Source organism: Actinophytocola sediminis, from assembly GCF_054779715.1.
Genome location: NZ_BAAGXS010000105.1, coordinates 1 through 25,812 on the forward strand (window position 1 = coordinate 1; position 25,812 = coordinate 25,812).

Sequence of the window (25,812 nt, forward strand, 5' to 3'; positions counted from 1 at the left end):
GCCCGCGGCGCGCGGCTGGCCGACCGCCTCGGCCAGCCAGCCGGCGTCGGCGACCACCGCGACCCCGGCCTGCTCGCCGGCGCCGACGGACTGGTCAACGCCACCCCCGTCGGCATGGTCGGGCATCCAGGGACCCCGGTGCCACCCACGCTGCTGCGCCCGGACCTGTGGGTCGCCGACATCGTCTACCGCCCGCTGGCCACCGAGCTGCTCACCGCCGCGCGCGACCGCGGCTGCCCCGTGCTCGACGGCGGCCGGATGGCGGTGTTCCAGGCCGCCGACACCTTCGGTCTCATCACCGGCCGCGAGCCGGACCGGGACCGGATGCTGCGCCACTTCGCCGAGCTGACCCGCACGACATCCGCTGGGAGGTAACCCATGCACACCATCGCCACGGTCTGTCTGTCCGGCACCCTCGAGGACAAGCTCGCCGCGGCCGCCGCCGCGGGGTTCGACGGCGTCGCGCTCGCGCAGGACGACCTCGTCGCCGCACCGCTGTCGCCAGAACAGGTGCGCCGGCGGTGTGCCGATCTCGGCCTCACCATCGACCTCTACCAACCGTTCCACGACTTCGAGGCCGTCCCGCCGGACGTGCTGCGGGCCAACCTTCGCCGCGCCGAGCGCAAGCTCGCGCTGATGAGCAGGCTCGGCGTACCCACCATGGTGGTCTGCTCGACGCTGTCGGCCGACGCCGTGGACGACGACGAGCTGGCCGCCGAACAACTACGCGCCCTCGCCGAGCTGGCCACCGAGCACGGCGTGCGGATCGCCTACGAGGCCCAGGCCTGGGCCAGGTTCGTCACCACCGTCGACCACGCGTGGCGGGTGGTGCGCCGGGCCGGGCATCCCGCGCTCGGGCTGTGCCTGGACAGCTTCCACGTGCTCGCGCTGAGCGAGGACCTCGGCCACGTCCGGGTCATCCCCGGCGACAAGGTGTTCGCGCTCCAGCTGGCCGACGCGCCACCCCGGCACCTGGACCTGGCGCGGTGGAGCACCCACCACCGGCTGCTCCCCGGCCAGGGCGTGTTCGACCTGGCCGGGTTCACCGCCACGGTGCTCGCCACCGGCTATGCCGGTCCGCTGACCATCGAGGTGTCCAACGACGTGCTCCGCCAGGCCGACCCGTGGCGTACGGCGATCGACGCGATGCGCTCGCTGATCTCCGTGCGCGACGGCGTCGCGCCGGCCGCGCTGCCCTCGGTGCCGGAGCTGTCCGGCCACGCCTTCACCGAGCTGACCGTGGACGACGTCTCCGGGCCGGTGCTGGCCAGCACGCTCACCGCGCTCGGTTTCGCGCACACCGGCCAACACCGGTCCAAGCCGGTGCAGCTCTGGCAGCAGGGCCAGGCCAGGGTGCTGCTCAACTCGGCCACGCGGGCGTCCTCGGCGCCGGGCACCACCGAGATCACCGCGCTCGCCTTCGACACCCCCGACCCCGCCGCGGCCGCCCGCCGCGCCGAACGGCTGCTCGCACCGGTACTTCCGCGCACCCGCAGGCCGCACGAGGCCGACCTACCCTCGGTGTCCACACCGGACGGAACGACGATCTTCCTGTGCCACACCGGCGACGAGCACAACGACTGGCTGACCGACTTCACCCCGACCGGCGCCACGCCGGCCGACCTGCTCGACGCCACCGACCACGTCTCGCTCACCGAGCCGTTCGACGACTTCGACCAGTCGATGTTGTTCTACCGCACCGTGCTCGGTCTCGGCGCCCAGGCGTCCACGGAGTTCGCCGCGCCGTTCGGCCTGATCCGCAGCCGAGCCGCGACCGACCGGCACCACCACGTGCGGATCACGCTCAACGCGGCGGTCCACCGCCGGGGCCAGTGGGCGCCCGCGGTGCCCGAGCCGCAACACATCGCCTTCGCCACCACCGACATCATCGCGGCGGCCAGGGCGGTGCGCGCACTCGGCGGCCCACTGCTGGCCATCCCGGAGAACTACTACGACGACCTGGACGCCCGGTTCGAGCTGGCGCCGGAGCTGCTGGCCGACCTGCGCGCCCATTCGGTGCTCTACGACCGCGACGAGCACGGCGAGTACCTGCACTTCTGCACCGAGATGCTCGGCTCGCGGGTGTTCTTCGAGGTGGTGCAACGCATCGGCGGCTACCAGGGCTACGGCGACGCGGGCGCCACCCCGGTGCGGATGACCGCCCACCGCCAACGCCGCCTGGTCGCGACCACGGTCGTCCGCCAGCCGCGGCCGGCCCGCCCGGTCAGGACGACGCACAAGTACTCCGTCGCCCACCTCTCGGCGCTCACCCTGTCCCCGCCAGAGCTCGTCTCCGCCGCCGCCGACGCCGGCTACGACCACGTCGGCCTCCGCCTGACCAGGGTGACCCCGGACGAACCGCACTACCCGATCGCCACCGACCCGGCGCTGCTGCGCGAGACCACGGCCCGGCTGGCCGACACCGGCGTGCGGGTACTGGACATCGAGCTGGCGCGCGTCGGCCCGCACGACGATCCCCGGTCGTTCCAGCGCTACCTCGAACTCGGCGCGGAGCTCGGCGCGCGGCACGTGATCACCCAGCTGCCCGACGCCAACCGCGACCGCAAGACCGAGCACTTCGCGCGCCTGTGCGACCTGGCCGCCCCGCTCGGGCTCACCATCGACCTGGAGTTCCCGTCGTGGACCGAGACCCCCAACCTGGCCGAGGCCACCCACGTCCTGCGCGCCGCCGACCGCGCCAACGGGGGCATGCTCATCGACCTGCTGCACTTCGCCCGCTCGCACTCCAGTGTCGCGGAACTGGCCGCCCTGCCCCGCGAGTGGTTCCACTTCGCGCACGTCTGCGACGCGCCGGCGCAGATCCCGTCCAGCGTCGAGGGTCTGATCCACACCGCCCGCTACGAACGCCTCTTCCCCGGTGAGGGCGGCATCGACGTCCGCGGCATCCTCGCCGCGCTGCCACCCGACATTCCCTACGCCCTGGAGATCCCGCGCGCCAACCTGACCGCCCAGATCGGCGAACGTGAATGCCTCCGGCGCGCGCTGGCCGCCACCCGCGCGCACCTCGCGCACGCCTCGATCCGGGTGCCGTAGAGACTTCTTCCTGGTTTCTCACTCGACCGGGCAACCCCAGTCGCCTCCTGGTGCGTTCCAGCCCGTGTTCGAGGGGACTCACGGGAGGTCTGCGGTGAAACGGTCCGAGGAGAACGCGTACCGCGAGTACGTGACCGCACGGATGGAGGTCATGCGCTGTACCGCGTACCTCCTGTGCCGGGACTGGCACACCGCCGACGACCTGGTGTCGATCACCATCAGCAAGCTGTACCGGCACTGGTCGCGCATCGGCGAGCACGACACCATCGACGCCTATGTCCGTAAGGCGTTGCTGAACACCTGGCTGAGCGAGAAGCGCAGGCCGTGGCACCGCCGCGAGCAGCCGACCGACGAGCTGCCGGAGCTGGCGCCGGCCACGGAGTACGCCGTGGTCAACCGCGCGCAGCTGATCGACCTGCTCGACGGGCTGCCGCCCCGGCGCCGGGCCGCCGTGGTGTTGCGCCACTACCTCGACCTCTCGGTGGAGGAGACCGCCGAGATCCTCGGCTGCTCGGTGGGCACCGTGAAGAGCCAGACCGCGCGAGGGCTCGACACGTTGCGCGCCAAGGCAGCGACCAAAACCGACTGAGAGAGGACCGCGGACATGGACAAGCGACTGTTCCAGGAGGTCATCGGGGAGGTGCCGCCGTCAACGGTCAGCGTGGAGACGGTCATCACCCGCGGCCGCCGCGCGGAGCGGTTCCGCCGGGCGACGAGCCCGGTGGTCGCCGCCGGCGTCACGGTGGTGCTGCTGAGCGGCGCCATCGCCTACACCCTGACCGACGGCGACGGCGACGGCACCCCGCCCGGCGGCCAGCCGACCTCACCGACCGAGACGACCACCGAGATCCCGACCGAGACGACGACCTGGCCCTCGATGCCCTCGATGCCCTCGACGACCACCGGGCCCTGACCGGTCAGGACCGTGCCTCGGTCAGGCCGAACCGGTCGTGGACCCGGCGCAACCATCCCGGCAGCCACCAGGTCGCCGGTCCGGCCAGCCGGAGCGCGGCGGGCATCAGTGCGCCGCGCACCAGGGTCGCGTCGACGATCACCGCGATCGCCAGGCCAACCCCGAGCAACTTCACCGGGGTCAGCCCGGAGGTGGCGAAGGCGAACAGCACCACGGCGACCAGCACGGCGGCGGCGGTCACCAGCCGGCCGACGCGTTCCAGACCCCACGCGACCGACGCCGGATGGTCCCCGGTCAGCAGGTAGTGCTCCTTGATCCGGGACAGCATGAACAGCTGGTAGTCCATCGAGACGCCGAACGCGACGCAGAACATCAGGATCGGCATCCGGATGTTGATCGTGTCGGTGACCACGAAGTCGCCGACCACCGATCTCAGGTTCCCGTCCTGGAAGATGAACACCATCGCGCCGAACGCCGCGCTCAGGCTGAGCAGGTTCAGCAGGATCGCCTGCACCGGGATGATCAGGCTGCCGGTGAACAGGAACAGCAGCACGAACGTGGTGAACGCGATGAACGCCAACACTTCCGGCAACGCGTCGGCGATGCCGGTCTTGGCGTCGGCCAACTGCGCGGCCAGCCCGCCGACCACCACCTCCCCCGGTGCCGGGGTCGCCCGTACCTGTTCGAGCAGCCCGGCGCTCGGGGGCGCGTAGGGCTCGTCGACGGTCACCACCGACAGCCAGGTACCGGCGGGCGCCACGAACCGCTCGGACAGCTCGTTGGCCGGACCGACCTGTTCGCCGCCGGCGAAGGACCCGGTGGCGGTGTCCACGCGGATGACGCCCGGCAGCTGGGAAAGCCGGGTCGGGTAGTCGCCGAGCGCGTCGGGCTGGGTGCCGGGCAACACCACCGTCATCGGGGTGTCCTCGCGGCTGGCGAACTCGGTCCGCAGGTGCTCGGCGGCCTCGTGGGCAGGCGCGGCCGGGGGCAGCACCCGGTCGTCGCTCTCGCCGAACTGGATGCCGAGCAACGGCACCCCCATCATCAGCAGCACCACCGCCGTGCTGAGGAAGAAGGCCCACGGCCGTCGCATGACCGTGTGTGTCCACCGGTGCCAGAACCCGTGCTCCTCGGTCCGTTCCGGCCGCCGGAACAGTCGTTGCACGCTCCACCGGTCGATCCCCCGGCCGACCACGGCCAGCAGCGCCGACAGCACGACGATGGCGCCGAACGCCGCCAGCAGCACCACCGCGATCCCGGAGTAGGCGAACGAGCGCAGGAAGTCCATGGGGAACAACAACAACGCGGCCATCGACGCGGCGACGGTGACCGCGGAGAACACGATGGTGCGCCCCGCGGTGCGGGCGGTGGTGCCGATCGCCTGCCGGACGTCGGCCCCCGCCTTCAGTTCCTCGCGGAATCTGGTCACCGTGAACAGGCTGTAGTCCACGGCCAGACCGAAACCGAGCGCGGTGGTGATGTTGACCGCGAACACCGACACCGGCACGAACTGGTTGACCACCTTGAGGATCACCAGCGACCCGACGACCGCGAACAGCCCGACGGCCACCGGCGTCAGCGCCGCGACCAGGCTGCGGAACACCAGCAGCAGGATCAGGAACGACAGCGGTGCGGCGATCAGCTCCGCTCTGATCAGGTCGTGTTCGCTCTGGTCGTTGATCTCGTTGCGGATCTGGGCCGAGCCGGTGGCCTCGACCCGGAACCCGTCCCGGTCACCGACCACGGTCGGCACGATGCGCGCGGCGGTGTCGCCGACCTGGTCCTCTCCCCCGGCGAGCCGGACGAGCACCATGGCGGATCTGCCGTCCTCGGCGCGCAGCGGTTCGGACCCGCCGGTCGACCAGAACGACTCGGCGCCCACCACGCCCGGCTCGCGCGCGAGCCGGGCGGTGAGGTCGGTGCCGAAGCTCGCCGACCGCGCCGACTCCACCGGCTCCGGGCTGTGCACCACGAAGACCAGTTGCGGCGCCCCGGATTCGAACTCGTCGTTGAGCACCTGGTCGGCGCGGGTGGCCTCGGCGCCCTCGGCGGTGATGCCGGTGTCGGACAGCCGCTCGGTGACGTTCGCACCGAAGGGCAGCGCCAGCGCCATCACGATCGTCACCCCGACGAGCACCCACACCCGCCGGCGGAACACCCAGGTCCCGATGCGTCCCAGCACGGACCGCTCGATCAGCCGGCCGGCCTGGACCGAGCGCGGGGTGGGCACACTCGGCGACGCCTTCCCGTTCACCGCGACCGGCACGGTGACCGTGGTGGACGGGGCGGCGGGGCCGGCGTCGACACCTCCGGACCGGTGCTCGTCCGGTTCGTCGGCGCCTGCCGGCGGTCGCTGGGGCCCGTTCGCCATTCGTCCTCCTCAAGCAGACGTGTGTGGGGTACCTGTCAGGTCCAGCGACCGGTGCCGATGGCCCGCGCGCCGCCGAGCAGCCGTTCCCGCATCGCGACCCGGCGGATCTTCCAGGTGGCCGTGCGCTCCCAGTCGGCCCAGTCGACGCGCACCGGGTCGGCCAGCGGCGGCAGGTCGCTGACCGCGCGGGACCAGGCGAGCTCGTCCAGCGGCTGGTCGTCGTGGGTGCTCACCAGCGGCACCGGGAGGTCGTCGCCGCGTGGCAGCACGACGATCTCGGTGGCCTGCGGCAGCCGGTCGAGCAGCACGTCCTCCAACTCGATCGCGCTGCCGCCGGGAATGCGGTCGATCTCCCGGTCCACCAACCGGATCGCACCCCGCTTGCTGACCGTGCCCAGGTCGCCGGTGTTCCACCACCAGTCGCGGCACTTGGCCTCGTGGCGGTCCTGCTCGCCGACGTAGGCCAGGCACCGGCCGGGCTGGTTGATCTCCACCACGCCGACCTGGCCGGCGGGCACCGGCTCGCCGGTCTCCGGGTCGACCGCGCGTGCCTCGCACAGCCCGGGAATCGGCCAGCCGAGCACCTGGGTGACCGGCGGCCGGACGCCCCGCTCGCGCACGGAGGCCCTGGTGTACGGCCGGATCACCATCGCGCCCGCCTCGCTCTGGCTCCACGACTGCCACCACACCGGCAGCCGCCGGTCCGTCGCGTCCAGGAACGTGCGGATCGTGCGGGTGTGGATGGCGTCGAAGGAGTTCACGAACAGCCGCACGTTGCCGAACAGCCGGCGCGGGTCGCGGGCCAGCGGCTCCCAGTGCAGGTAGATGTTCGGCAGCGTCTCCACCACCGTCGGCGGGTCGGCGGCCAGCAGCTCGGCGACCTTCGGCGAGTCGGGGTCCGAGAGCATGGTCATCCTCGGCGCCACGGTGGCCATCGTGATCATGCCCGTGGTGGTCCGCTGGTGGCAGAACGGGTCGCAGTAGGCCAGCACGTCGGAGCGGCGCAGCCCGAACAGCGGCCAGCGCTCGGCCTCGACCAGGCTCAGCGCGTAGGCCGACTCGGCGGAGTGCATCACCAGCTTCGGTACGCCCGTGGTGCCCGAGGTGTGCGTGATCACCATCGGCTCGGTGGCCGCCCTCGGCCGGAACGGCGCCGGCCCACCGCCCTTGAGGTCCGCCAGCCCGACCAGGTCGGTGCGGTCGCCCGCGCCGTCGACGACGATCGTGCGCGTGGTCAGCGCGGCGACCGCGGCGGCGTCCATGCCGGCGAGCTTGAGCCGTTCCTGGTCGGCGATCAGGAACGGCCGCTCCAGCCTGCGCAGCATGGGTTGGGCGAACTCCGGCGGGTGGGTCCAGGCCAGCAGCGCGGGCACCGCGCCGAGCCGGGCGGCGGCCGCGCCGAGCAGCGCGACGTCGAAGTGGTTGGCCTTGAGCACCGCCACCCGGTCCCACGGCCGCACCCCGGCCGCGTGCAGCCACGCCGCGACCTCCTCGACGTAGCGCGCCCATTCCGCGTAGGTGCCCGACACCGGGCCGGTCGGGTCGATGTCCGGTGCGCGGTCGAGGGTGATCCGCTGGTCGGGGTTGCGGTCGGCGGCGGCGTCGAGCACCTCGGCGATCTTGCCGGTCGGTGGCACGCGCGAGAACGGGGTGAGTCGCCGCCTGCCTCGGGTTGGCGCGTACCGCCGGAGGAACTCGGGGGTCTCGGACTCACGGGACATGCGGATTCTCCCTTACACGGCGCATGATCGAGTGTGTCGGCCACGGTGGCGCGACACCTGTAGGCAGGGGCGGACCGGCTGGTACTACCTGGACACATCGCGGCGGCACGGCACCGGCGTGATGCCCTGAATGGGTCATTGGCGACGCTCAACGCCCTGAATGGGGCATTCAGGGCGGTGAACCGGCCGCCACCACCGGTCGGGGGGCGGGCGATGGCTCCGGCACGTGTGCCAGCAGGCGCAGGTGGCTGGTCATCGCCACCTGGGTGCCGCCCTCGATCTCCATCGCGACGCCGAGCACCACCTCGGTGTAGCCGTGCACCCTGGGGGTCGCGGCCACGATCTCCACCCTGGCCCGGACCCGCTCGCCGGAGCGCACCGGCGCCTTGAACCGGACCCGGTCGAGTCCCTTGTTGAGGTATACGTCGACGTCGTCCACGGTCAGCACCTGGTCCACCAGGTCCGCGGTCAGCGACAGGGTCAGGTAGCCGTGGGCGACGGTGGTGCCGAACGGGCCGGCGGCGGCCCGCTCGCGGTCGACGTGCACCCACTGGTGGTCGTTGGTGAGGTCGGCGAACCCGTCGATCATGTCCTGCTCGATGGTCACCCAGTCGCTGACGCCGAGTTGGGCGCCGACGTCCTCGACCAGTTCGGCCAGCCGCGCGTAGTGGGTCATCGCGCCGGCTCCGGTGCGATGGCCACGGCGTGCACGCCGCCATCGGCGTGCAGTACCTCGCCGGTGATCGACGGCAGCCAGTCCGACAGCAGCGCGCACACCACCTGCCCGACCGGGGACGGGTCGGTGGCGTCCCACCCGAGCGGCGCGTGCTGTTCCCAGTGCGCGGCCAGCCGGTCGGCCCCGGGGATGGAGTTCATCGCCATCGTCCGAATCGGACCGGCGGCCACCAGGTTGACCCGGGTGCCCTGGGGGCCAAGAGCGCTTGCCAGGTAACGACAACAGCTCTCCAGCCCGGCCTTGGCCACCCCCATCCAGTCATAGCCAGGCCAGGCCTGGCGGGCGTCGAAGTCAAGGCCGACCAGGGAACCCCGCTCCGCCTTGCCCAGCAGCGGCCCGAACGCCCGGCCGAGCGCGGCGAAGGAGTAGGTGGAGATCCGCAACGCGGTCGACACGTCCTCCCACGGCGCGGTGAGGAACCCGCCGCCCATGGTGGCCCGGGGCGCGAAGCCGATGGCGTGCACCACGCCGTCGACCACACCCCAGCGCCGCGCCAGCTCCTCGGCGGTGGCGTCGATCTGCGCCGGCTCGGTGACGTCCATCTCCAGCACGTCACACGGCGTCGGCAGCCGCTCGGCGACCAGGCGGGTCAGCGACAGCGCCCGGCCGTGCCCGGTGAGCACGACCTCGGCACCCTGCCGCTGGGCCAGAGTGGCCACCGAGTAGGCGATGGAGGCGTCGGTGAGCACCCCGGTCACGAGAATTCGCTTGCCCTGCAACAACATGGCTACCTCACCCCGTGACGACCAGTACGGTGTTCGCGCCACCGAAACCGAACGAGTTGTTGATCGCGACCCGGACCGGTGTCTCGCGCGGTGTCTTGGCCACCAGGTCGAGCTCGATCTCCGGGTCCTGACTGTCGAGGTTCGCGGTCGGCGGGACGATGTCCTGGGACACCGACAGCACGGTGCACACGGTCTCGATCGCGCCGGCGGCGGCCAGCGAGTGGCCGAGCGCGCCCTTGACCGAGGTGACCGCCGGCCGGTCGCCGAACAACCTGCGCAGCACCTTGGCCTCGGTGAGGTCGTTGAGCTTGGTCGAGGTGCCGTGCGCGTTGACGTGGTCGACCTCGGCCAGCCCGACCCCGGCGTCGGCCAGGGCCGTGCGGATGGCCCGCTCGACGCCCATGCCGTCCGGGCGTGGAGCGCTGATGTGGTAGGAGTCGGTGGTCATCGCGTAGCCGGTGATCCGCGCGTGAATGGTGGCACCGCGGGCGTTGGCGTCCGCCGCCCGTTCCAGCACCAGCACGCCGGCGCCCTCGGCCGCGACGAACCCGTCGCGGTCGACGTCGAACGGCCGGGAGGCCGCACCGGGATCGGCGCACCGGGTGGACAACGCGCCCATCCTGGCGAACCCGGTGACCACGGTCGGGCTGAGCGCGGACTCGACGCCACCCGCGATCACCACGTCGCACAGGCCCAGCCGCAACAGTTCCCTCGCGGAGCCGATGGCCAGCGAACCGGACGCGCACGCGGCGCCGACGCTCCAACTGGGACCCATCGCGTTGAACTCGATGGCGATCCCGCCCGGCGGGCTGCCCTGGCCGATCAGCGGGATCAGCAGCGGTGTCACGGCGTCCGGGCCGTTGTCGCGCAGCGCGCCCTGTTGCTGTTCGTAGGTGGTGGTGCCGCCGAGGCAGTTGCCGAAGACCACCCCGACCCTGGTCGCGTCCCACGTCCGGTGGTCCAGACCGGCGTCGGCGAGCGCCTCGCCGGTGGCCAGCATCGCCAGTTGGGTGTGCCGCTCCTGGCGCCACACGGTACGCGGGTTGAGCAGCTTCACCGGGTCGAACTCCGGTACCCGGCAACTGAAGTCGACCGGCAGCCCGGCCAGTGCCGGGTCGGGCGTGGCCGTCGGCTCGCCGCGCAGGATGCGCGGCCAGCTCTCCGCCACCCCCATCCCGGCCGGGGTGACCATCCCGAGGCCGGTCACGGCCATCTCGAAGGTCATCGGGCGCCAACCTTGCCGGCGATGAGCTCGGCGAGCTTGGCGATGGTGTCGTCCGGCGAGACGTCGTCCTCCCGGATCTTCACGCCGAACTCGTTCTCCACCACCATGCCCAGTTCGACCAGGGCAAGGGAGTCCAGGTCGAGGTCGGTGAGCCGGGCGTCGTCGCGCAGCTCCGCCTCGGGGATGCCGAACCGGTTGATCAGCAGGTCGGTCAAGCGGTCCTTCAGCACGGCAGTCATCAGCCAACCTCCGCAATCGTGTTGTGGTGGGCCGGGTCGACCTCGATCTCGGTCGCCGGTCCGAAAATTCCCCGCATGATGTCCCCCGCCACACGCAGCAGCAGGCGTTCGGCGATCGGGTCCATGGCACTGGCCAGGCTCTCGATGCCGAAGTCGTAGGTCACCTCGAACAGGACCCGGCTGCCGACACCGGCCGGCTGTACCCGCCAGGCGCCGCCGAAGTCGGCGAAGTCCCCGTCCACCTGGCCGAACCGGACCTCGCGCACGCCGTGGTCCCGGTCGTCCCACTGGGTCCAGGTCAACAGGCCGCGCCGGAACTCGACCTGCCAGTCGGTGTGCCGGGGCACGCCCGGCGCGTGCGGCTGGGACTCCACAATGGACCTGATCTCCCCGGAGTACCGGGAGAACACCGTGATGTCGGTCAGCCGGTCGAAGGCCTCGACCGGCGCCACCCCGGGCACCGCCGCCGACAGTTGGATACTGCGCATCCCGTTCTCCTCTTGGCTTATCGGTGCCAGTTGGCCACGGTGTGGCCTGCCCTGGTGAACGCGTCCAGCAGGAACCGCACGTCGGCGCCGTCCATCACCGCGGGCGGGGTGAACCGCAACGTGTTGCCGGAGTTGGGCGAGTGGTTCACCACCACGCCCTCGGCGTTGAGCTCGACCAGCAGTTCGGTGGCCACGTCCGGGCCGGTGAACTCGATGCCGATCAGCAGGCCGGCACCACGCACCTCGCGCACCAGGCCGCCCATGACCGACGAGGCGATCTGGCCGAGCTCGGTGCGCAGCAGCTCGCCGAGGCTGGCGGCGCGCTCGACCAGCCGGTCGTCCTCGATGGCCGCCAGCGCGCCGAGCACCGCGGACATCGCCAGCGGGCTGCCGGAGAACGTCGAGGTGTGCAGCAGCGGGTCGCGGTCGAACACCGCGAACGCCTCCGGCGTGGCCAACACGGCCGACACCGGCATGACGCCACCGCCGAGTGCCTTGCCGGACAACAACACGTCCGGGGTGACCCGCTCGGCGTCGGCGCCCCACCAGTGCCCGAGGCGACCGAGCCCGGTCTGCACCTCGTCCAGCACCAGGAAGGCGTGCTGCTCCCGGCACACCCGGTGGACGCCGGCGAGATAGCCCGGCGGCGGCAGGATCACGCCGGCCTCGCCCTGCACCGGCTCGACCACCACACAGGCCGGCGCCGGGTCCCGCAACAACTCCCGTTCCAGCGCGGCCACGTCACCGAACGGCACGTAGGTCGCGTCGGGCAGCAGCGGGCGGAACGGGTCCTGGAAGCCGGCGCGCGCGGTGAGCGTCAACGCGCCGAAGGTCTTGCCGTGGTAGCTGCCGACCATCGAGACCAGCCGGCGCTTTCCCCTGGTACGCGCCATCTTCACCGCGGTCTCGACCGCCTCGGCGCCCGAGTTGGCGAAGTACACCTTGGTCAGGCCCGGCGGCGCGACGGCCACCAACGCCTCGGCCGCGCGGGCCACGGTCGGCTCCAGCAACAACCGGGTCGCCACCGGGTTTCTGCCGAGTTGATCGACCACTTCGGACACCACTCGGGGGTGGCGGGCGCCCATGATGAGCACCCCGTACCCGCCGCAGTTGAGCAGTTCCCGGCCGCTGGTGGTGCGCACCCACGGGCCGGCGGAGTAGACCTCGACCTCACCGCCGGCCAGCTCGGCCAGCGCGGCCCGCCCCCGGCCGAGATGGGCGCGGTAGCGCTGGACGGTCTCCAGCTTGAGGTCCTGCTCGACGACGGTGCTCATGCCGGGAAGCAGTCGACGATGGCGCCCGCCGCGCTGGTGCGCGACGGCGGGTGGAACGCGATGCCGTGCGCGGCGGCGGCAAGGTAGGCGACGTCCGATGTGGACACGTAGGCCATGCCGCCGAGCAGCTCGACCGACCGGTTGACCACCTGGCCGAGGGTCTCCTGCACGGCGAACCGCGCGACCTGCGCGGTGGCCAGCGCCCGGTCCGGCGGCTCACCGTCGAGCAGCCGGCGGGCCACCGCCTCGGTGGCCAGCACGGCGGACTCGACCTGGACGATCAGGTCGGCCCGGTCGGTCACCGACCCCCGGGACTCGGCGAGCACCCGGCGCACCAGCGCGCTCACCACCCCGGTGTAGACCGCGCACACCGCGAGCTGGAAGTGCACCATGCCGAGCAACTGCAGCGGCAGCGCCTTCTCCAGCGGCGGGTTGACCACCTGGTCCGGGGACAGCAGCACGTCGTCCAGCCGGACCTCGTTGCTCTCCGCGCCGGCCAGCGCGAAACTCGACCAGAACGGCTGCACGGTCAGGCCGTCGGCGTCCGCCGGGATCAACGCGATCCCCAGCCCGGGCGAGCCGTCCGGACCCGGCACCGCGATGCTGGCGGTCAGCAGGTCCATCGACCCGGACAGGCTGCACGGCTTCTTCACGCCGTTGAGCAGGTAGCCGTCCGCGACCCGCTCGGCACGCAGGCTCGGCTCCAGGATGTGCTGGCCCCGCCGGCCCTCGGCGAACCCGGAGGCCAGCAGCATCCGCTTGCCGGCGATCGCCTGGAGCAGATCGGGGAAGGCGGCGAACTCCAGCGGATCGGACTCCACCGCGGCCACCAGGGTGCTCACCGAGAACTGGTGCATCATCGCGGCCACGGCGGTGGACGGCGCGAGCGCGGCCAGCGCGCGCATCACCCTGGTGGCCTCCAGCACGGTCGCGCCGCTGCCGCCGAACCGTTCCGGCACCACGAGCTTCGCCCCACCGCAGGCGCGGAAGGTCTCCACGCCCGGGTTGCCGTCGGACTCCAGCTCGGCGAGCTCGAAGCCGGCCAGCCGGTCGGCGAACCCTGGTAGGTGCGTGTCGAGCGCTCGGCGTTCGATGTCCATGAACTCCACGTCGGGACCTCCGCGGTTGTCGGTCATTGCTCAGTTCCGCCGACCATGCGGCGGTAGACCTCGAAGACGGCTTCCGCCGGGCGCACCCCGGTGGCGATGCTCACGCCCTGCAGGTGGGAGGTGCGCAGGACCGGGTAGTTGGCCTCGCCGAACACCCCGCCGGTCAGGCCGGTGCCGCCGTGGGTCGGCAGGTAGGGGACGAACCCGATGTGCGAGTCGTTGACCTTGAGGATGCCGCCGTTGGTGATGCGCCGGACGAACTCGTCCACGGTCGCCGGATCGCTCGCCCACACCGAGTTGCGCAGGCCGTACCGGTTGCTGTTGACGAACTCGATCGTCCGGTCGAGCAGCCCGTCCTCGTCGTCGGGCACGATCACCGGCAGCAGCGGGAAGAACGTCTCCTCGCCGACCACGCGGATCCGCCGGCAACCCTCGAGGCCGTCGATGCGCAGCACGGTCGGCTCGAGGAACATGCCCAGGTCCGACGGCGTCCCGTCCACCTCCAGCCGGCGCGCGCCGCGCACCAGCTCGGCGCCGTGCTCGAGGGCGTCGTCGACGAAGGCGAAGAACTTCTCGGTCCGCAGCACCGGGGACAGCAGCGAGTTCGGCTCGTCGGGATAGCCGGGCCGCAGGTCGGCCAACGCGGTGTCCAGCCGGGCCAGCAGGTCGGCCGCGATCCGCGGGTGGGCCACCACCTGGTTGGGCACCATGCAGATCTGCCCCGAGCCGTAGAAGGACTCGGTCAGCGCCTCGACGGCCAGGTCCAGGTCGGCGTCGTGCCAGACCACCACGCAGTCGTTGCCGCTCAGCTCCAGGATCGGCTTCTTGCCGGCCGCGACGCACCGGCGCTCGACCTCGAGCCCCCGCTCGACACTGCCCGTGTAGAGCACGTCGTTCACCAGCGGGCTGGCGATCCACGCGTCCAGCGCGACCCCCGGCCGGGAGCAGAACACGTTGAGCGTGCCGGGCGGCGCGCCCGCGTCGGCCAGCCGGGGCGCGATCATCTCCCGCAGCACGTGCATGACCCCCAGCGGCGCGCTGCGGGGCGCCCGGACGATCACCGCGTTGCCGGCGAGCAGGGCGAGGCAGCCGAACAGGGCACCGGCGGTCGGCGCGTTCTGCGGCGGGTTCACGCACACCACGCCGTCGGCGACCCGGCGCAGCAGCACCCGCCGGTTGCCGACGGTGAACTCCTGGGACAGCTGCTCGGCGCACCAGGACAGCGTTTCGACGCTGCAGGTGGCGAGCATCCCGGCCACCTGCCATTCGGCGAGCTTGCGCGGCGAGCCCTCCGCGATCAGCAGCTCCACCAGCTCGACGTGCCGGTCGCGGATCTCCTCGCGGATGAGCGCCATGCCGTCGATCCGGGTCCTGAGCGGGGACTCGGCCCAGATCGGCGCCGCCGCGGCGGCCGCCTTCAGCGCGTCCTGCACGACGTCCTCGCCGGCCAGCGCGCACCGGCCGACCACCCGGTCGGTGACCGTCGCCGGGTCGACCCGGCCCTGCTCCAGCTCCCGCTTGAGCCGCAGGCTGCCGAGCACGTCCTCCAGCAGGGACCGGGCGTCGATGGTGTAGACGTGCCGGTCGGAGACCACGTCCTGACCGTTGACCAGTGACGGATGGTCGAGGGCACTCATGAGGCCACCTCCGGGGAAACGCGCAGGGTGCCGTCCTCGCCGAGGTGGCGGCGCAGGAAGTCGACGCTGTGCTGGTCGGCGCGGAAGACCGGGTGGTCCACGAGCTGGCGGTGGAAGCCGATGGTGGTGGTCACGCCGGCGCACTCGAACTCCGCCAGCGCCAGCGCCATCCGGTCGAGCGCCTCGTCCCTGGTCGGGGCGTGCACCACGACCTTGGCCAGCAGCGAGTCGTAGAACGGCGGCACCCGGTGCCCGGCGTGCACGTGGGTGTCCACCCGGACACCGGCACCGGTCGGCGGGCGGAACCGGACGACCTCGCCGACCGAGCCCCGCCAGCCGTCGGCCGGGTCCTCGGCGTTGACCCGGCACTGCACCGAGTGCCCGGTGAACACCACGTCGTCCTGGGTGAAGCCGAGCGGTTCGCCGGCCGCGACCCGGATCATCTGCTCGACCAGGTCGATCCCGGTGCGCACCTCGGTGATCGGGTGCTCGACCTGGATGCGCGGGTTCAGCTCGATGAAGTAGAACTCGCCGTGCTGGTCGACCAGGAACTCCACGGTGCCCGCGCTGACGTAGCCGACCGCTCTGGCCAGCGCCACCGCGACCGCGCCGAGGCGGTGCCGCAGCTGCGGGGTCAACACGCCCGACGGCGACTCCTCGACCAGCTTCTGCCAGCGCCGCTGCACCGAGCAGTCGCGCTCACCGAGGTGTACGACGTTGCCGTGCGCGTCGCCGAGCACCTGCACCTCGACATGGCGGGCGGCCGGCACGAACCGCTCCAGGTGCACCCGGCCGTCCTGGAACAGGGTGCGCGCGTTGTGCCGGACCTCGGGGAACGTCCTGACCAGCGCGTCGCGGTCGGGGACCACCGCGATCCCGCGCCCGCCGCCGCCGGCCGCGGCCTTCAGGATCAGCGGGTAGCCGAGTTCCTCGGCCTGGCTGGTGGCGTCGTGCAGATCCTCCAGCGGGTCCTCGGTGCCCGGCGGCAACGGGACCCCGGCGGCCGCGGCCGCGCGGCGGGCCGCCACCTTGTCGCCCATCAGGCCGATCAGCTCGGGCGTCGGGCCGATGAAGGTGAGGCCGATCTCCGCGCAGGCGCTGGCGAACAGCGCGTCCTCGGCCAGGAACCCGTAGCCGGGGTGCACGGCGTCCGCGCCGGTGCGGGCGCAGGCGTAGAGCACCGCCGGGATGTTGAGGTAGCTGTGCTCGGCCGCGCCCGGTCCGAGCGACACCGCCTCGTCGGCCAGCCGGACGGCCGCCGAGTCGCGGTCGGCCTCGGAATGCGCGACCACCGTGGCGATCCCCATCCGGGCGCAGGTGCGCAGCACGCGCACCGCGATCTCGCCCCGGTTGCAGACCAGGATCTTGTCGAACACGGCGCTCACGCCTGCTCGATGGTGAACAGCGGCTGACCGTGCTCGACGACCTCGCCGTTGGTCGCGTGCACCTCGGCCACCACCCCGGCCCGATCGGCCAGCACCTCGTTCATCATCTTCATCGCCTCGACGATCGCGAGCCGCTGCCCGACCGCCACCACGTCACCGACGTCCACGAACGGTGGCGCGCCCGGCTCTGGCGCCCGGTAGAACACCCCGACCAGCGGCGAGGTCACCACCTCGCCGCCGGAGGCCGGTTCGGGTGGGCCGGCCGGTGCCGGTGGGGCGCCGGCGGCGGCCTCGATCTCCAGTCGCAGTTCGCCGAGCGACAGCGCGATCCGCCGCACGCCGGTCGTGTCGACCAGCCGGGCGAGCTCACGCGCCTGTTTGAGCAGCACGGTGAACCCCTCGTCGGTCAACGGGAACGCCAACTCGTTCGTGGTCACGGCAACGCCTTCCCAGCGGTGACGGTGTCGGAAATCGGGCCACACCCGCGGAACCGGGCCCAGCGGTCGGTCAGGACGCGGTCGATCGGGGTACCGCTGAGCTCGGTGAGGTGGCGGTAGAGCGCGTGCCGGATCGCCTCGGCGGTGGCCGGGTGGTCGGTGTGCGCGCCGTCGCCCGGCTCGCCGAGCAGGTCGTCCACCACGCCGGCCGCGTGCAGGTCGCGGGCGGTCAGCCGCAACCCGGCCGCGGCCGTGGCGGCCAGGTCGCTGTCGCGGAACAGGATCGTGGCGCAGCCCTCGGGACTGATCACCGAGTACACCGAGTGCTCCAGTGCGACCAGCCGGTCGGTCACCCCCAGCGCCAGCGCGCCGCCGCTGCCGCCCTCGCCGGTGAGCACGCCGACCACGGGCACCTGCAGGCCGGCGAGCGTGGCGAGGCACTCGGCGATCGCGCCGCTCTGGTTGCGTTCCTCGGCACGGATTCCGGGGTAGGCGCCCGGGGTGTCCAGGAAGGTGACCAGCGGCAGGCCGAACCGCTCGGCGTGGCGCATCAGCCGCATGGCCTTGCGATAGCCGGCCGGGCTCGGCATGCCGAAGTTGCGGGCGACGTTCTCGCTGGTGTCCCGGCCCTTGCGGTGGCCGATCAGCACCACCGGCGCGCCGGCGAACCTGGCCAGGCCGGCGGCGATCGCCGGGTCGTCCTCCTCGCACCGGTCGCCGCGCAGTTCCACGAAGTCGTCGAACAGCAGCGGCAGGTAGTCGTCCAGGCGCGGACGGGCGGGGTGGCGGGCGAGGCCGACGGTGGCCCACGCGTCGGTGGCGGTGCGGCCGGGTTCGCGGCGCGGCGCGGGCAGCGGCGGGCGGGGCGGCGCCGGGACGTGCAGGCTGAGCACCCGGCTGAGGAACGCGCGGTGTTCCTGGCGGGGCACCACCGCGTCGAGGTGACCGTGGGCCAGCAGGTATCCGGCGGTCTGGAAGCCGGCCGGCAGCTCCTGGCGGATCGTCTGGCTGATCACCCGTGGCCCGGCGAAGCCGATCCGCGCGCCCGGCTCGGCCACCACCACGTCGCCGAGCGCGGCGAACGACGCCGACACCCCGCCGTAGACCGGGTCGGCGAGCAGGGACACGAACGGCACACCCTCGGCCCGCAGCCGGCCGACCGCGGCGGCGGTCTTGGCCATCTGGAGCAGGGAGAAGATGCCCTCCTGCATCCGGGCACCGCCGGAGGTCGAGCAGACCACCAGCGGAATCCGCTCGGCCAGCGCGCGGTCGGCGGTCCTCGCGACCTTCTCGCCGACGACCACGCCCATGCTGCCGCCCTGGAAGCGGAAGTCGATGGCGCACACCGCGACCCGCCGGCCGTCGATCGCCCCGACGCCGCACACCGCGGCGTCGCGCAGGCCGGTGCGCGCGGACAGCTCCCGCAGCCGGTCGGCGTAGGGTCGGGAGTCGACGAATGCCAACGGGTCCACCGAGGCCAGCTCGGTCTCGGTCTCGGTGAAGCTGTCGTGGTCGAGCAACACGGCCAGCCGCTCGTGCGCGGTGAGCCGGAAGTGGTGCCCGCAGCGCGGGCACACCCCGACCTGGGCGGCGATCCGGTCCCGGTGCAGTGCCACCGCGCAGCCGGGGCAACGCACCCACGTGCCGGCCGGCACCTCGTCCAGCCTGCGCAGCAGTTCCCGCCTGCGCGCCGCCACCCGGCGGGTGAAGTCCTCTGTGGTCACAGGGCCATCCCGCCGTCGATGCGGATGACCTGGCCGACGATGTAGTCCGCGCGCGGCGAGACCAGGAACGACGCCAGGTCGGCGACCGCGGCCGGCTCGCCGAAGCGGCGCAGCGGGATCACCGACAGCGCCAGGTCCCGGTGCTTGGTCGACAGGCCCTCGGTCATGTCGGTCTCGATGAAGCCGGGGGCGATCGCGTTCACCCGCACGCCGAAACCGGCGACCTCGCGCGCCAGTGATCTGGTCAGCCCGTTGATGCCGGCCTTGGCCGCGGCGTAGTTGCTCTGCATGGCGTTGCCGGTCACACCGACCACAGAGGACACGTTCACCACCGCGCCGGTGTGCCGGCGCATCATGCCGTAGGCGATGGCCCGGCACATGTTGAAGGTGCCGGTGAGGTTGGTGGCCACCACCGCGTCCCAGTCGTCGATGCTCATCCGGAACAGGGGGTTGTCCCGCGCGACGCCTGCGCAGTTGACCAGCGCCGCGACCGGGCCGAGCTCGTCCTCGGCCCGGTCGGCGAACGCCCGCGTCGCGACGTGGTCGGAGACGTCGCAGACAGCGTGCAGGCAACGAGCGCCATGTTCCTGAACCATCGCACGGGTCTTCTCCGCGTTGTCGTCCGCGGATCGGGAGCAGAACGCGATGTCGAACCCGTCCTCGGCGAGGCGGACGGCGATCGCCCGCCCGATGCCGCGAGACGCGCCGGTCACCACGGCGCACGGACGTTCCGGCATCGTGAGCTCCTCTGGCCTGTGCGAGTTGAAACCCGGGATGCGGCGAGGGGTCGCCGACAGGTCCACAGACCCCCGGGAATCCGATGTGGATACGTCGGCCAGCAGATTCCTTGTCATGTATCCGGTTCCCGGCCGGTGCGGTCTGTGGGAGTGCCGTGTCGTCCGCGACGCACCAGCCCGTAGAGCAGGAGCACGCCCGCGATGACCACCTCACCACCCGTTGCCCAACGAACCTCGTTGCCGCGCAAGGGGTTCCGGCCACACCATGGCCGGCCGACGCGATGACCACGGCCGTCTGTGTGATCGGCGCCGGCCCCCGGGGCACGTCGGTGCTCGAACGGCTGTGTGCCAATGCCCCGCACGGCACGCCACTGGTCGTGCACCTGGTGGACCCGTACCCGCCGGGCGCGGGCGCGGTGTGGCGCACCGCCCAGTCCGGCGAGCTGCTGATGAACACGGTCGCCGCGCAGGTCTCGCTCTACACCGACGACAGCGTGCCGTGCGCGGGCCCGGTGGTGCCCGGCCCGAGCCTCTACGAGTGGGCGCGCACGGGGTCGCATCCCGACGAGATCGCCCGCGAGGTGGCCGTCATGGGGCCGGACTCCTACCCCACCCGGCGGTGTTACGGGCACTACCTGCGCGCGTTCTTCGAACGGGTGGTGCGCACCGCCCCGGAGCACGTGACCATCGAGGTGCACCGGGCGACCGCGGTCGGGCTGGCCGACGAGCGGGACGGCCGGCAGACGGTCACGCTCGCCGGGGGCGCCCGGCTGACCGGGCTGGACGTGGTGGTGCTCGCGCTCGGGCACGGCGACGTCGAGCCGACCGCCGACCAGGAGCGGTTGCGCCGGTTCGCCGCGACCCGCCGGTTTCGCTACGTCCCCCCGGCCAACCCGGCCGACGTCGACCTGTCGGGGCTGCGCCCCGGCGCGCCGGTGGCGCTGCGCGGGCTCGGCCTGTGTTTCTTCGACTACCTCGCGCTGCTCACCACGGGTCGGGGCGGACGGTTCGACGACGACGGTGGCCGGCTGCGCTACCTGCCGTCGGGCCGGGAGCCCGTGCTGTACGCGGGATCCCGGCGCGGGGTGCCCTACCACGCGCGCGGGGAGAACCAGAAGGGCGCGGTCCGCCGGCACGAGCCGAGGTTCCTCACCGAGGCGCGGGTGGCGATGTTGCGCCGCCGGCCCGCGGTGTCCTTCCGCCGGGACGTGTGGCCGCTGATCGCCCGTGAGGTGCAGGCCGTCTACTACGAGACCCTGCTTGGCAAGCTGCACGGGCCGGCGGTGGCCTCGGCGTTCCTCGCCGACTACGCGGTCTGTGCGCTCGGCGGCGCCGAGGAGGGCGCGCTGCTCGACCGGTTCGGGCTGGGGCCGGCGCGGCGGTGGGACTGGGAGCGGATCGCCGCGCCGTGCGGCGACCGGGTGTTCGGCGACCGGGTGGAGTTCCGCTCCTGGCTGCTGGGGCAGCTCAGCCACGACCTGGCCGAGGCAAGGGCCGGCAACGTCGGCAGCCCGCTGAAGGCCGCGCTGGACGTGCTGCGTGACATCCGCAACGAGGTCCGGCTGGCGGTGGACCACTCCGGTATCACCGGTGCGTCCTATCGGGACGATCTGGCGACCTGGTACACCCCGCTCAACGCCTACCTGTCCATCGGCCCGCCACCCCACCGGGTGGCCCAGGCCAGGGCGCTGGTGGAGGCGAACGTGCTGCGGCTGCTCGGACCCGGCATGCGGGTTCGGCTCTCGGCGCACGGTTTCCTGGTCGACGCCGCACAGGTGCGCGAGTCCCCGGTGGTGGTCGAGGCGCTGGTGGAGGCCAGGCTGCCCGAGGTCGACCTGTGCCGCAGTACCAACACCCTGCTGCGGCGGCTACTGGCGACCGGGCAGTGCGCGCCCTACCGGCTCGGCTCCTACGTCACCGGCGGCCTGGCGGTGACCGGCAGGCCCTACCACCTGCTCGACGCCATGGGCCGGCCGCACCCGAGGCGGTTCGCGTTCGGCGTGCCGACCGAGTACGTGCACTGGGTGACCGCGGCCGGGGTGCGCCCCGGCGTCGGGTCGGTCACGCTGCTCGACTCCGACGCCATCGCGCGCGCGGCACTTGGCGAAGCCCTTGTGGATCCCGTAATTAACGTCGCCGAAACGGCGAAACTCACCCGATCGACTTGAGATAACCACCGTGAACACTACCGAAAGATTCCTTGCTATGTTCTGCTGGCCAAGACTTTCAGCGCGCGTGGTAACCCGTGCTACCCGAATGAGGTGGGGACTTTGTCGAACGATTCGGACGGCGGAATCAGATTTCTGGTAAATAGGTGCCAACACGCTGACAATAGTGCCTGGGTGGAGCTTATCGAGAAATTCCGGCCGGTGGTGTGGGTGACCATCCGGTCCTGCGGGCACAGCCGCGACGACGCCGAGGACGTCTGGCAGCTGGTCTGGATGCGGGTCTTCCAGAAGATCCATCTGGTGCGCGATCCGAGCAAGGTCCGGGCCTGGATCATCACCGTCGCCCGGCGGGAGGCGCTGCGCCACCAGGAGACGCTGGCCAGGGTGCGCCCCTCGGTCGACATCACCGACGTCGGCGGGGCCGTCGACAGCGACGCCTCCCCGGAGGAGCACGCGCTGGACGTGGCCGAGGCCGAGGCGCTGCACCGGATCGTCACCTCGCTGCCGGCCGACCAGCGCGCGCTGCTGTACCTGCTGTTCGGCGACCAGACGCTGAGCTACGCCGAGATCAGCAACCGGCTGCGCATCCCGCGCGGCTCCATCGGCCCGACCCGCCAACGCATCCTGCGCCACCTGCGCGAGCAGTTCACCCGCCCGGGTCTGCCGCGCCAGCTTGACCACCGCGCCGAACCGCACACCACGAGGAGCTCAGGCCATGACCGTGCACACCGCGGATTTCCTAGAGAACTGGCTGGCCGAGCGGCTCGGTGAGCTTCTCGGCACCACCGCGCCAACCGATCAGTCGTTCGAGGAGATGGGGCTGGACTCCACCGATCTGCTGCTGCTCGCGGCGCGCGTGACGACCGATCTCGGGCTCCGGGTGGACGCGGTCGAGCTGTGGCACTACGAGACGACGTCCGGGTTGGCCAGACATCTGGAGAAAATCGGAACCGGCGCGTGAACACCCCGATCGCCACCCCGATCGCGATCGTCGGTGTCGGCGGGCTGTTCACCGGGTCCGGTGACGTGCGCGCCTTCTGGCACAACGTGGCCCGGGGCACGGACTGTCTGGCCGAGGGGCCGGCCGATCACGGCGGGTTCCTCCCCCCGGTCCCGTTCGCCCCGGCCCGGTTCGGCCTGCCGCCCGCGCTGCTCGCGGCCACCAACGTGGTCCAGCCGCTGTCCATGGTGGTCGCCGAGGCGACGCTGGCCGACGCGGGCGGCCACGACCCGGAACGCACCGCGGTGGTGCTCGGTGTGACCGGCGCCGGCGCGGCCGACCACACGTTCTCCGCCCGGCTGCACGACCCGCTGCTGGCGCGGGTGCTGCGCGCCGCCGGCCTGTCCGACGCCCGCGCCGACGAGGTGGTGGCCGAGTTCGACCAGCTGTTCACGCCGTGGCGCGAACACGCGTTCCCCGGCCTGCTCGACGGCGTGGTGTCGGCCAGGATCGCCAACCGGTTCGATCTGCGCGGGCTGAACTGCACGGTTGACGCGACCAGCGCCAGCTCGCTGGCCGCGGTCCGGATCGCGATGACCGAGCTGGCCACCGGGCGGGCCGACCTCGTGCTCACCGGCGGCTGCGACGTGGAGAACACCGCGTTCATGCGCCTGTGCTTCGCCAGGGCGGGGGTGCTCTCACCGACCGGCCGGGTCCGGCCGTTCGACGCCGGCGGCGACGGCACCCTGCTCGGCGAGGGCATCGGCATGCTCGCCTGCAAACGGCTCGCCGACGCCGAACGGGACGGCGACCGCGTCTACGCGGTGCTGCGCGGCCTCGGCGCCGGCAACGACGGCCGGGGCAACGGCATCCTGGCGCCGAGCGCACCCGGGCAGGCGCGCACGCTGGCGTTGGCCTACGCCGAGGCCGGGATCGACCCGGCGCTGGTCGGGCTGGTCGAGTGCCACGGCACCGGCACCCCGGCCGGTGACCGGGTGGAGTTGGCCGCGCTGGGCCAGGTGTACCGCGACGCCCGGCCGGGCTCGGTCGCGCTGGGCAGTGTCAAGTCCCAGATCGGGCACACCAGGGGTGCCGCGGGCGTGGCCGGACTGCTCAAGGCCGCGCTGGCGCTGCACCACCAGGTGCTGCCGCCCACGCTCGGGGTCGAGCGGCCGCACCCCGCGCTGGCCGGCTCGCCCTTCCACCTCGCCGACCGGGCACGGCCCTGGGTGGTCGACCCGGACCGGCCGCGGCGGGTGGCCGCGGTGTCCGCGTTCGGCTTCGGCGGCACGAACTTCCACTGTGTCCTGACCGAGGCGGACCAGCCGACGCGGCCCGCGCCCGCGGCCGCCCTGGTGCGGTTCTGGCACGCCGAGGACCCGGCGGCGTTGTTCGACACCCCGGGGGTCGGCCGGGCCCCCGCCGACCACGCCCGGCTCGCCGTGGTGGCGGACGGTCCCGAGGAGCTGGCCCGGCGCTGGGCGCTGGCCGAGGACCGGTTGCGCGCCGAGCCGGACGTCGAGGAGTTCGACCTGCCGGGAGCGCACTACCGGCGGCGGGGGCCGGTCGGCCGGGTCGCCGCGCTGTTCGCCGGGCAGGGCAGCCAGTACCCGGACATGGGGCGCGCGGTCGCGGTCGCGGTGCCGGCGGTGCGCGCCGCGTTCGACGGCGCGTCCATGGCGCTGGCCGCTGACCCGCCGCTTGGCCGGGTGGTCTTCCCGCCGGCCGAGTTCGACGACGACGCGCCCGGGCGGCAGCGGGACGCGTTGTGCCGCACCGACTACGCGCAGGCGGCCGTCGCGGCGCTGTCGGTCGGCCAGTTCCGCCACCTCGCCGGGCTCGGGTTCGCGCCCGACGGGATGCTCGGGCACAGCCTCGGCGAGCTGAGCGCGCTGTGCTGTGCCGGCGCCCTGACCGACGCGGAGCTGTTCGAGCTGGTCGCGGTGCGCGGCCGGGCGATGGCCGCGGTGCCCGAGCCCGGCGGCATGGTGGCCGTGCTGGCCTCGCTCGCCGAGATCGAGGAGCACGTCGCGGACACCGGGTTGGCGGTGTGCAACGTCAACGGGCCGCGCCAGGTCGTGGTGGGCGGCGGCGAGGACGGGCTGGCCGCGTTCCTGGCGCGCTGCCGGCACGCCGGGCTGCGCGCGACCCGGCTACCGGTGGCCGCGGCGTTCCACACCGAGCGGGTCGGCCGGGCGGTGGAGCCGTTCCGGCGCGCGGTCGCCGAGATCGGGGTGCGCCCGCCTCGGGTGCCGGTGTATCCGAACTCCGCCGGTGGCCGCTACGGCGCCGACCGCGCGCGCAATGTGGCGACGCTGGCCGACCAGCTGCGCCAGCCGGTGCTGTTCGGGCCTCGGGTCGAGCAGCTGTACGCGGACGGCTTCCGGGTGTTCGTCGAGTTCGGGCCCAAGCGGGTGCTCGGCGGGCTGGTTGGCCAGATCCTGGCGGACCGGCCGGACGTGGTCGTGCTGTCGGTCGACCCCGGGCCGGGCGGCGACGGCGAGTCGGCGTTGCGCCAGACCGTGGCCCGGTTGGCGGTGCTCGGCGCAGTGGCCGTCCCGCCGCCGCCGGTGGCGGTGCCGACGCCACGGACCGAGGACGTGGTCGTGCTGACCGGCGCCGGCGGCCGGGAGCGGCCAGCGCCGGCAAGGACCCGAGTGGTCGGCGCGGAGTCGCTGCTGGCCGAGCAGCTGGCGACGCACGCGGAGTACCTGGCCGGGCAGCTGGAGGTGACCACCAGGCTGGCCGCGCTGCTCGAAGCCGGCCCGGTGGACCAGGCGCTGGCCGACGGGGTGGCGGCGGTGACCCGGCACAGCGAGGTCGTCGGCGAGGTCCATCGGCGGACGACCGAGGTGCTGGGTGAGCTGGCCCGGCTGGCCGGTCGGGACCGGCCGGCCGCCCCGGTGACCGACGCCGCGCCGCGCCCGGT

The 25,812-nt window shown here is 72.8% G+C and carries 21 protein-coding genes and 1 pseudogene; 8 read left to right on the forward strand and 14 right to left on the reverse strand.

What is annotated here, in order from left to right; translation table 11 throughout:
• From ACYVIP_RS43555 to ACYVIP_RS43570, 4 genes and pseudogenes are all read left to right on the forward strand, one after another.
• Positions 1-375: pseudogene (locus ACYVIP_RS43555) on the forward strand (shikimate dehydrogenase); the annotation flags it as partial.
• Between the two features lie 3 nt (positions 376-378).
• Positions 379-3,054, forward strand: coding sequence for a TIM barrel protein (locus ACYVIP_RS43560; protein WP_460407000.1), 2,676 nt, complete (start codon positions 379-381; stop codon positions 3,052-3,054).
• Between the two features lie 94 nt (positions 3,055-3,148).
• Positions 3,149-3,643 carry a SigE family RNA polymerase sigma factor gene (locus ACYVIP_RS43565; RefSeq protein ID WP_460407001.1) on the forward strand — a complete coding sequence of 165 codons (495 nt, stop codon included), beginning with the start codon at positions 3,149-3,151 and terminating at the stop codon, positions 3,641-3,643.
• A 15-nt stretch (positions 3,644-3,658) separates the two neighbouring features.
• Positions 3,659-3,967, forward strand: coding sequence for a hypothetical protein (locus ACYVIP_RS43570; protein WP_460407002.1), 309 nt, complete (start codon positions 3,659-3,661; stop codon positions 3,965-3,967).
• 4 nt (positions 3,968-3,971) lie between these two features.
• On the opposite strand, the gene ACYVIP_RS43575 is transcribed toward ACYVIP_RS43570, so the two are convergent.
• From ACYVIP_RS43575 to fabG, 14 genes are all read right to left on the reverse strand, one after another.
• On the reverse strand, positions 3,972-6,338 hold the full coding sequence (locus ACYVIP_RS43575; RefSeq protein WP_460407003.1) for an MMPL family transporter: 2,367 nt from the start codon (positions 6,336-6,338) through the stop codon (positions 3,972-3,974).
• Positions 6,339-6,373: 35 nt separating this feature from the next.
• On the reverse strand, positions 6,374-8,059 hold the full coding sequence (locus ACYVIP_RS43580; protein ID WP_460407004.1) for a class I adenylate-forming enzyme family protein: 1,686 nt from the start codon (positions 8,057-8,059) through the stop codon (positions 6,374-6,376).
• A gap of 169 nt (positions 8,060-8,228) precedes the next feature.
• A complete protein-coding gene (locus ACYVIP_RS43585; protein WP_460407005.1) occupies positions 8,229-8,735 on the reverse strand; it encodes a MaoC family dehydratase in 507 nt (168 codons plus the stop codon).
• Positions 8,732-9,520, reverse strand: a complete 789-nt coding sequence (fabI, locus tag ACYVIP_RS43590; RefSeq protein ID WP_460407006.1) for an enoyl-ACP reductase FabI — start codon at positions 9,518-9,520, stop codon at positions 8,732-8,734. The genes ACYVIP_RS43585 and fabI overlap by 4 nt, the downstream gene beginning before the upstream one ends.
• 7 nt (positions 9,521-9,527) lie before the next feature.
• The gene (locus ACYVIP_RS43595; RefSeq protein WP_460407007.1) at positions 9,528-10,745 is read right to left on the reverse strand and encodes a beta-ketoacyl-[acyl-carrier-protein] synthase family protein; all 1,218 of its coding nucleotides are present in this window, start codon (positions 10,743-10,745) and stop codon (positions 9,528-9,530) included.
• Positions 10,742-10,984: an acyl carrier protein gene (locus ACYVIP_RS43600; RefSeq protein ID WP_460407008.1), complete on the reverse strand. Its 243-nt coding sequence runs from the start codon at positions 10,982-10,984 to the stop codon at positions 10,742-10,744. Before ACYVIP_RS43600 ends, ACYVIP_RS43595 begins: the two co-directional genes overlap by 4 nt.
• Positions 10,984-11,472, reverse strand: a complete 489-nt coding sequence (locus ACYVIP_RS43605; protein WP_460407009.1) for an SRPBCC family protein — start codon at positions 11,470-11,472, stop codon at positions 10,984-10,986. Before ACYVIP_RS43605 ends, ACYVIP_RS43600 begins: the two co-directional genes overlap by 1 nt.
• 17 nt (positions 11,473-11,489) lie before the next feature.
• Complete coding sequence (locus ACYVIP_RS43610; RefSeq protein WP_460407010.1) at positions 11,490-12,746, reverse strand: aspartate aminotransferase family protein; 1,257 nt, start codon at positions 12,744-12,746, stop codon at positions 11,490-11,492.
• Positions 12,743-13,882, reverse strand: coding sequence for an acyl-CoA dehydrogenase family protein (locus ACYVIP_RS43615; protein WP_460407011.1), 1,140 nt, complete (start codon positions 13,880-13,882; stop codon positions 12,743-12,745). The genes ACYVIP_RS43610 and ACYVIP_RS43615 overlap by 4 nt, the downstream gene beginning before the upstream one ends.
• On the reverse strand, positions 13,879-15,492 hold the full coding sequence (locus tag ACYVIP_RS43620) for an aldehyde dehydrogenase family protein (protein WP_460407012.1): 1,614 nt from the start codon (positions 15,490-15,492) through the stop codon (positions 13,879-13,881). Before ACYVIP_RS43620 ends, ACYVIP_RS43615 begins: the two co-directional genes overlap by 4 nt.
• Positions 15,489-16,877 (reverse strand): acetyl-CoA carboxylase biotin carboxylase subunit, encoded by a 1,389-nt coding sequence (locus tag ACYVIP_RS43625; RefSeq protein WP_460407013.1) that lies wholly within the window; start codon positions 16,875-16,877, stop codon positions 15,489-15,491. Before ACYVIP_RS43625 ends, ACYVIP_RS43620 begins: the two co-directional genes overlap by 4 nt.
• The gene (locus ACYVIP_RS43630) at positions 16,874-17,314 is read right to left on the reverse strand and encodes an acetyl-CoA carboxylase biotin carboxyl carrier protein (protein ID WP_460407014.1); all 441 of its coding nucleotides are present in this window, start codon (positions 17,312-17,314) and stop codon (positions 16,874-16,876) included. Before ACYVIP_RS43630 ends, ACYVIP_RS43625 begins: the two co-directional genes overlap by 4 nt.
• A complete protein-coding gene (locus ACYVIP_RS43635; protein ID WP_460407020.1) occupies positions 17,311-19,011 on the reverse strand; it encodes an acetyl-CoA carboxylase carboxyltransferase subunit alpha in 1,701 nt (566 codons plus the stop codon). The genes ACYVIP_RS43630 and ACYVIP_RS43635 overlap by 4 nt, the downstream gene beginning before the upstream one ends.
• A gap of 23 nt (positions 19,012-19,034) precedes the next feature.
• Positions 19,035-19,775, reverse strand: a complete 741-nt coding sequence (gene fabG, locus ACYVIP_RS43640; RefSeq protein ID WP_460407015.1) for a 3-oxoacyl-ACP reductase FabG — start codon at positions 19,773-19,775, stop codon at positions 19,035-19,037.
• A gap of 281 nt (positions 19,776-20,056) precedes the next feature.
• On the opposite strand from fabG, the gene ACYVIP_RS43645 reads away from it, so the two are divergent.
• The 4 genes from ACYVIP_RS43645 to ACYVIP_RS43660 form a co-directional block, all read left to right on the forward strand.
• The gene (locus tag ACYVIP_RS43645) at positions 20,057-21,943 is read left to right on the forward strand and encodes an FAD/NAD(P)-binding protein (protein ID WP_460407016.1); all 1,887 of its coding nucleotides are present in this window, start codon (positions 20,057-20,059) and stop codon (positions 21,941-21,943) included.
• A 174-nt stretch (positions 21,944-22,117) separates the two neighbouring features.
• On the forward strand, positions 22,118-22,714 hold the full coding sequence (locus ACYVIP_RS43650; protein WP_460407017.1) for an RNA polymerase sigma factor: 597 nt from the start codon (positions 22,118-22,120) through the stop codon (positions 22,712-22,714).
• Complete coding sequence (locus ACYVIP_RS43655) at positions 22,659-22,904, forward strand: acyl carrier protein (RefSeq protein WP_460407018.1); 246 nt, start codon at positions 22,659-22,661, stop codon at positions 22,902-22,904. Before ACYVIP_RS43650 ends, ACYVIP_RS43655 begins: the two co-directional genes overlap by 56 nt.
• Positions 22,901-25,812 (forward strand): acyltransferase domain-containing protein (locus ACYVIP_RS43660; RefSeq protein WP_460407019.1); only part of this gene is annotated, 2,912 nt, incomplete at its 3' end. The genes ACYVIP_RS43655 and ACYVIP_RS43660, both read left to right, overlap by 4 nt.

Bases quoted from the DNA above. Each gene is read 5' to 3' on its own strand.
- ACYVIP_RS43560 (WP_460407000.1), top strand. From the start codon at position 379: ATGCACACCATCGCCACGGTCTGTCTGTCCGGCACCCTCGAGGACAAG.
- ACYVIP_RS43570 (WP_460407002.1), top strand. From the start codon at position 3,659: ATGGACAAGCGACTGTTCCAGGAGGTCATCGGGGAGGTGCCGCCGTCA.
- ACYVIP_RS43575 (WP_460407003.1), bottom strand. From the start codon at position 6,338: ATGGCGAACGGGCCCCAGCGACCGCCGGCAGGCGCCGACGAACCGGAC.
- ACYVIP_RS43580 (WP_460407004.1), bottom strand. From the start codon at position 8,059: ATGTCCCGTGAGTCCGAGACCCCCGAGTTCCTCCGGCGGTACGCGCCA.
- ACYVIP_RS43585 (WP_460407005.1), bottom strand. From the start codon at position 8,735: ATGACCCACTACGCGCGGCTGGCCGAACTGGTCGAGGACGTCGGCGCC.
- fabI (WP_460407006.1), bottom strand. From the start codon at position 9,520: ATGTTGTTGCAGGGCAAGCGAATTCTCGTGACCGGGGTGCTCACCGAC.
- ACYVIP_RS43595 (WP_460407007.1), bottom strand. From the start codon at position 10,745: ATGACCTTCGAGATGGCCGTGACCGGCCTCGGGATGGTCACCCCGGCC.
- ACYVIP_RS43600 (WP_460407008.1), bottom strand. From the start codon at position 10,984: ATGACTGCCGTGCTGAAGGACCGCTTGACCGACCTGCTGATCAACCGG.
- ACYVIP_RS43605 (WP_460407009.1), bottom strand. From the start codon at position 11,472: ATGCGCAGTATCCAACTGTCGGCGGCGGTGCCCGGGGTGGCGCCGGTC.
- ACYVIP_RS43610 (WP_460407010.1), bottom strand. From the start codon at position 12,746: ATGAGCACCGTCGTCGAGCAGGACCTCAAGCTGGAGACCGTCCAGCGC.
- ACYVIP_RS43615 (WP_460407011.1), bottom strand. From the start codon at position 13,882: ATGACCGACAACCGCGGAGGTCCCGACGTGGAGTTCATGGACATCGAA.
- ACYVIP_RS43620 (WP_460407012.1), bottom strand. From the start codon at position 15,492: ATGAGTGCCCTCGACCATCCGTCACTGGTCAACGGTCAGGACGTGGTC.
- fabG (WP_460407015.1), bottom strand. From the start codon at position 19,775: ATGCCGGAACGTCCGTGCGCCGTGGTGACCGGCGCGTCTCGCGGCATC.
- ACYVIP_RS43645 (WP_460407016.1), top strand. From the start codon at position 20,057: ATGACCACGGCCGTCTGTGTGATCGGCGCCGGCCCCCGGGGCACGTCG.
- ACYVIP_RS43655 (WP_460407018.1), top strand. From the start codon at position 22,659: ATGACCGTGCACACCGCGGATTTCCTAGAGAACTGGCTGGCCGAGCGG.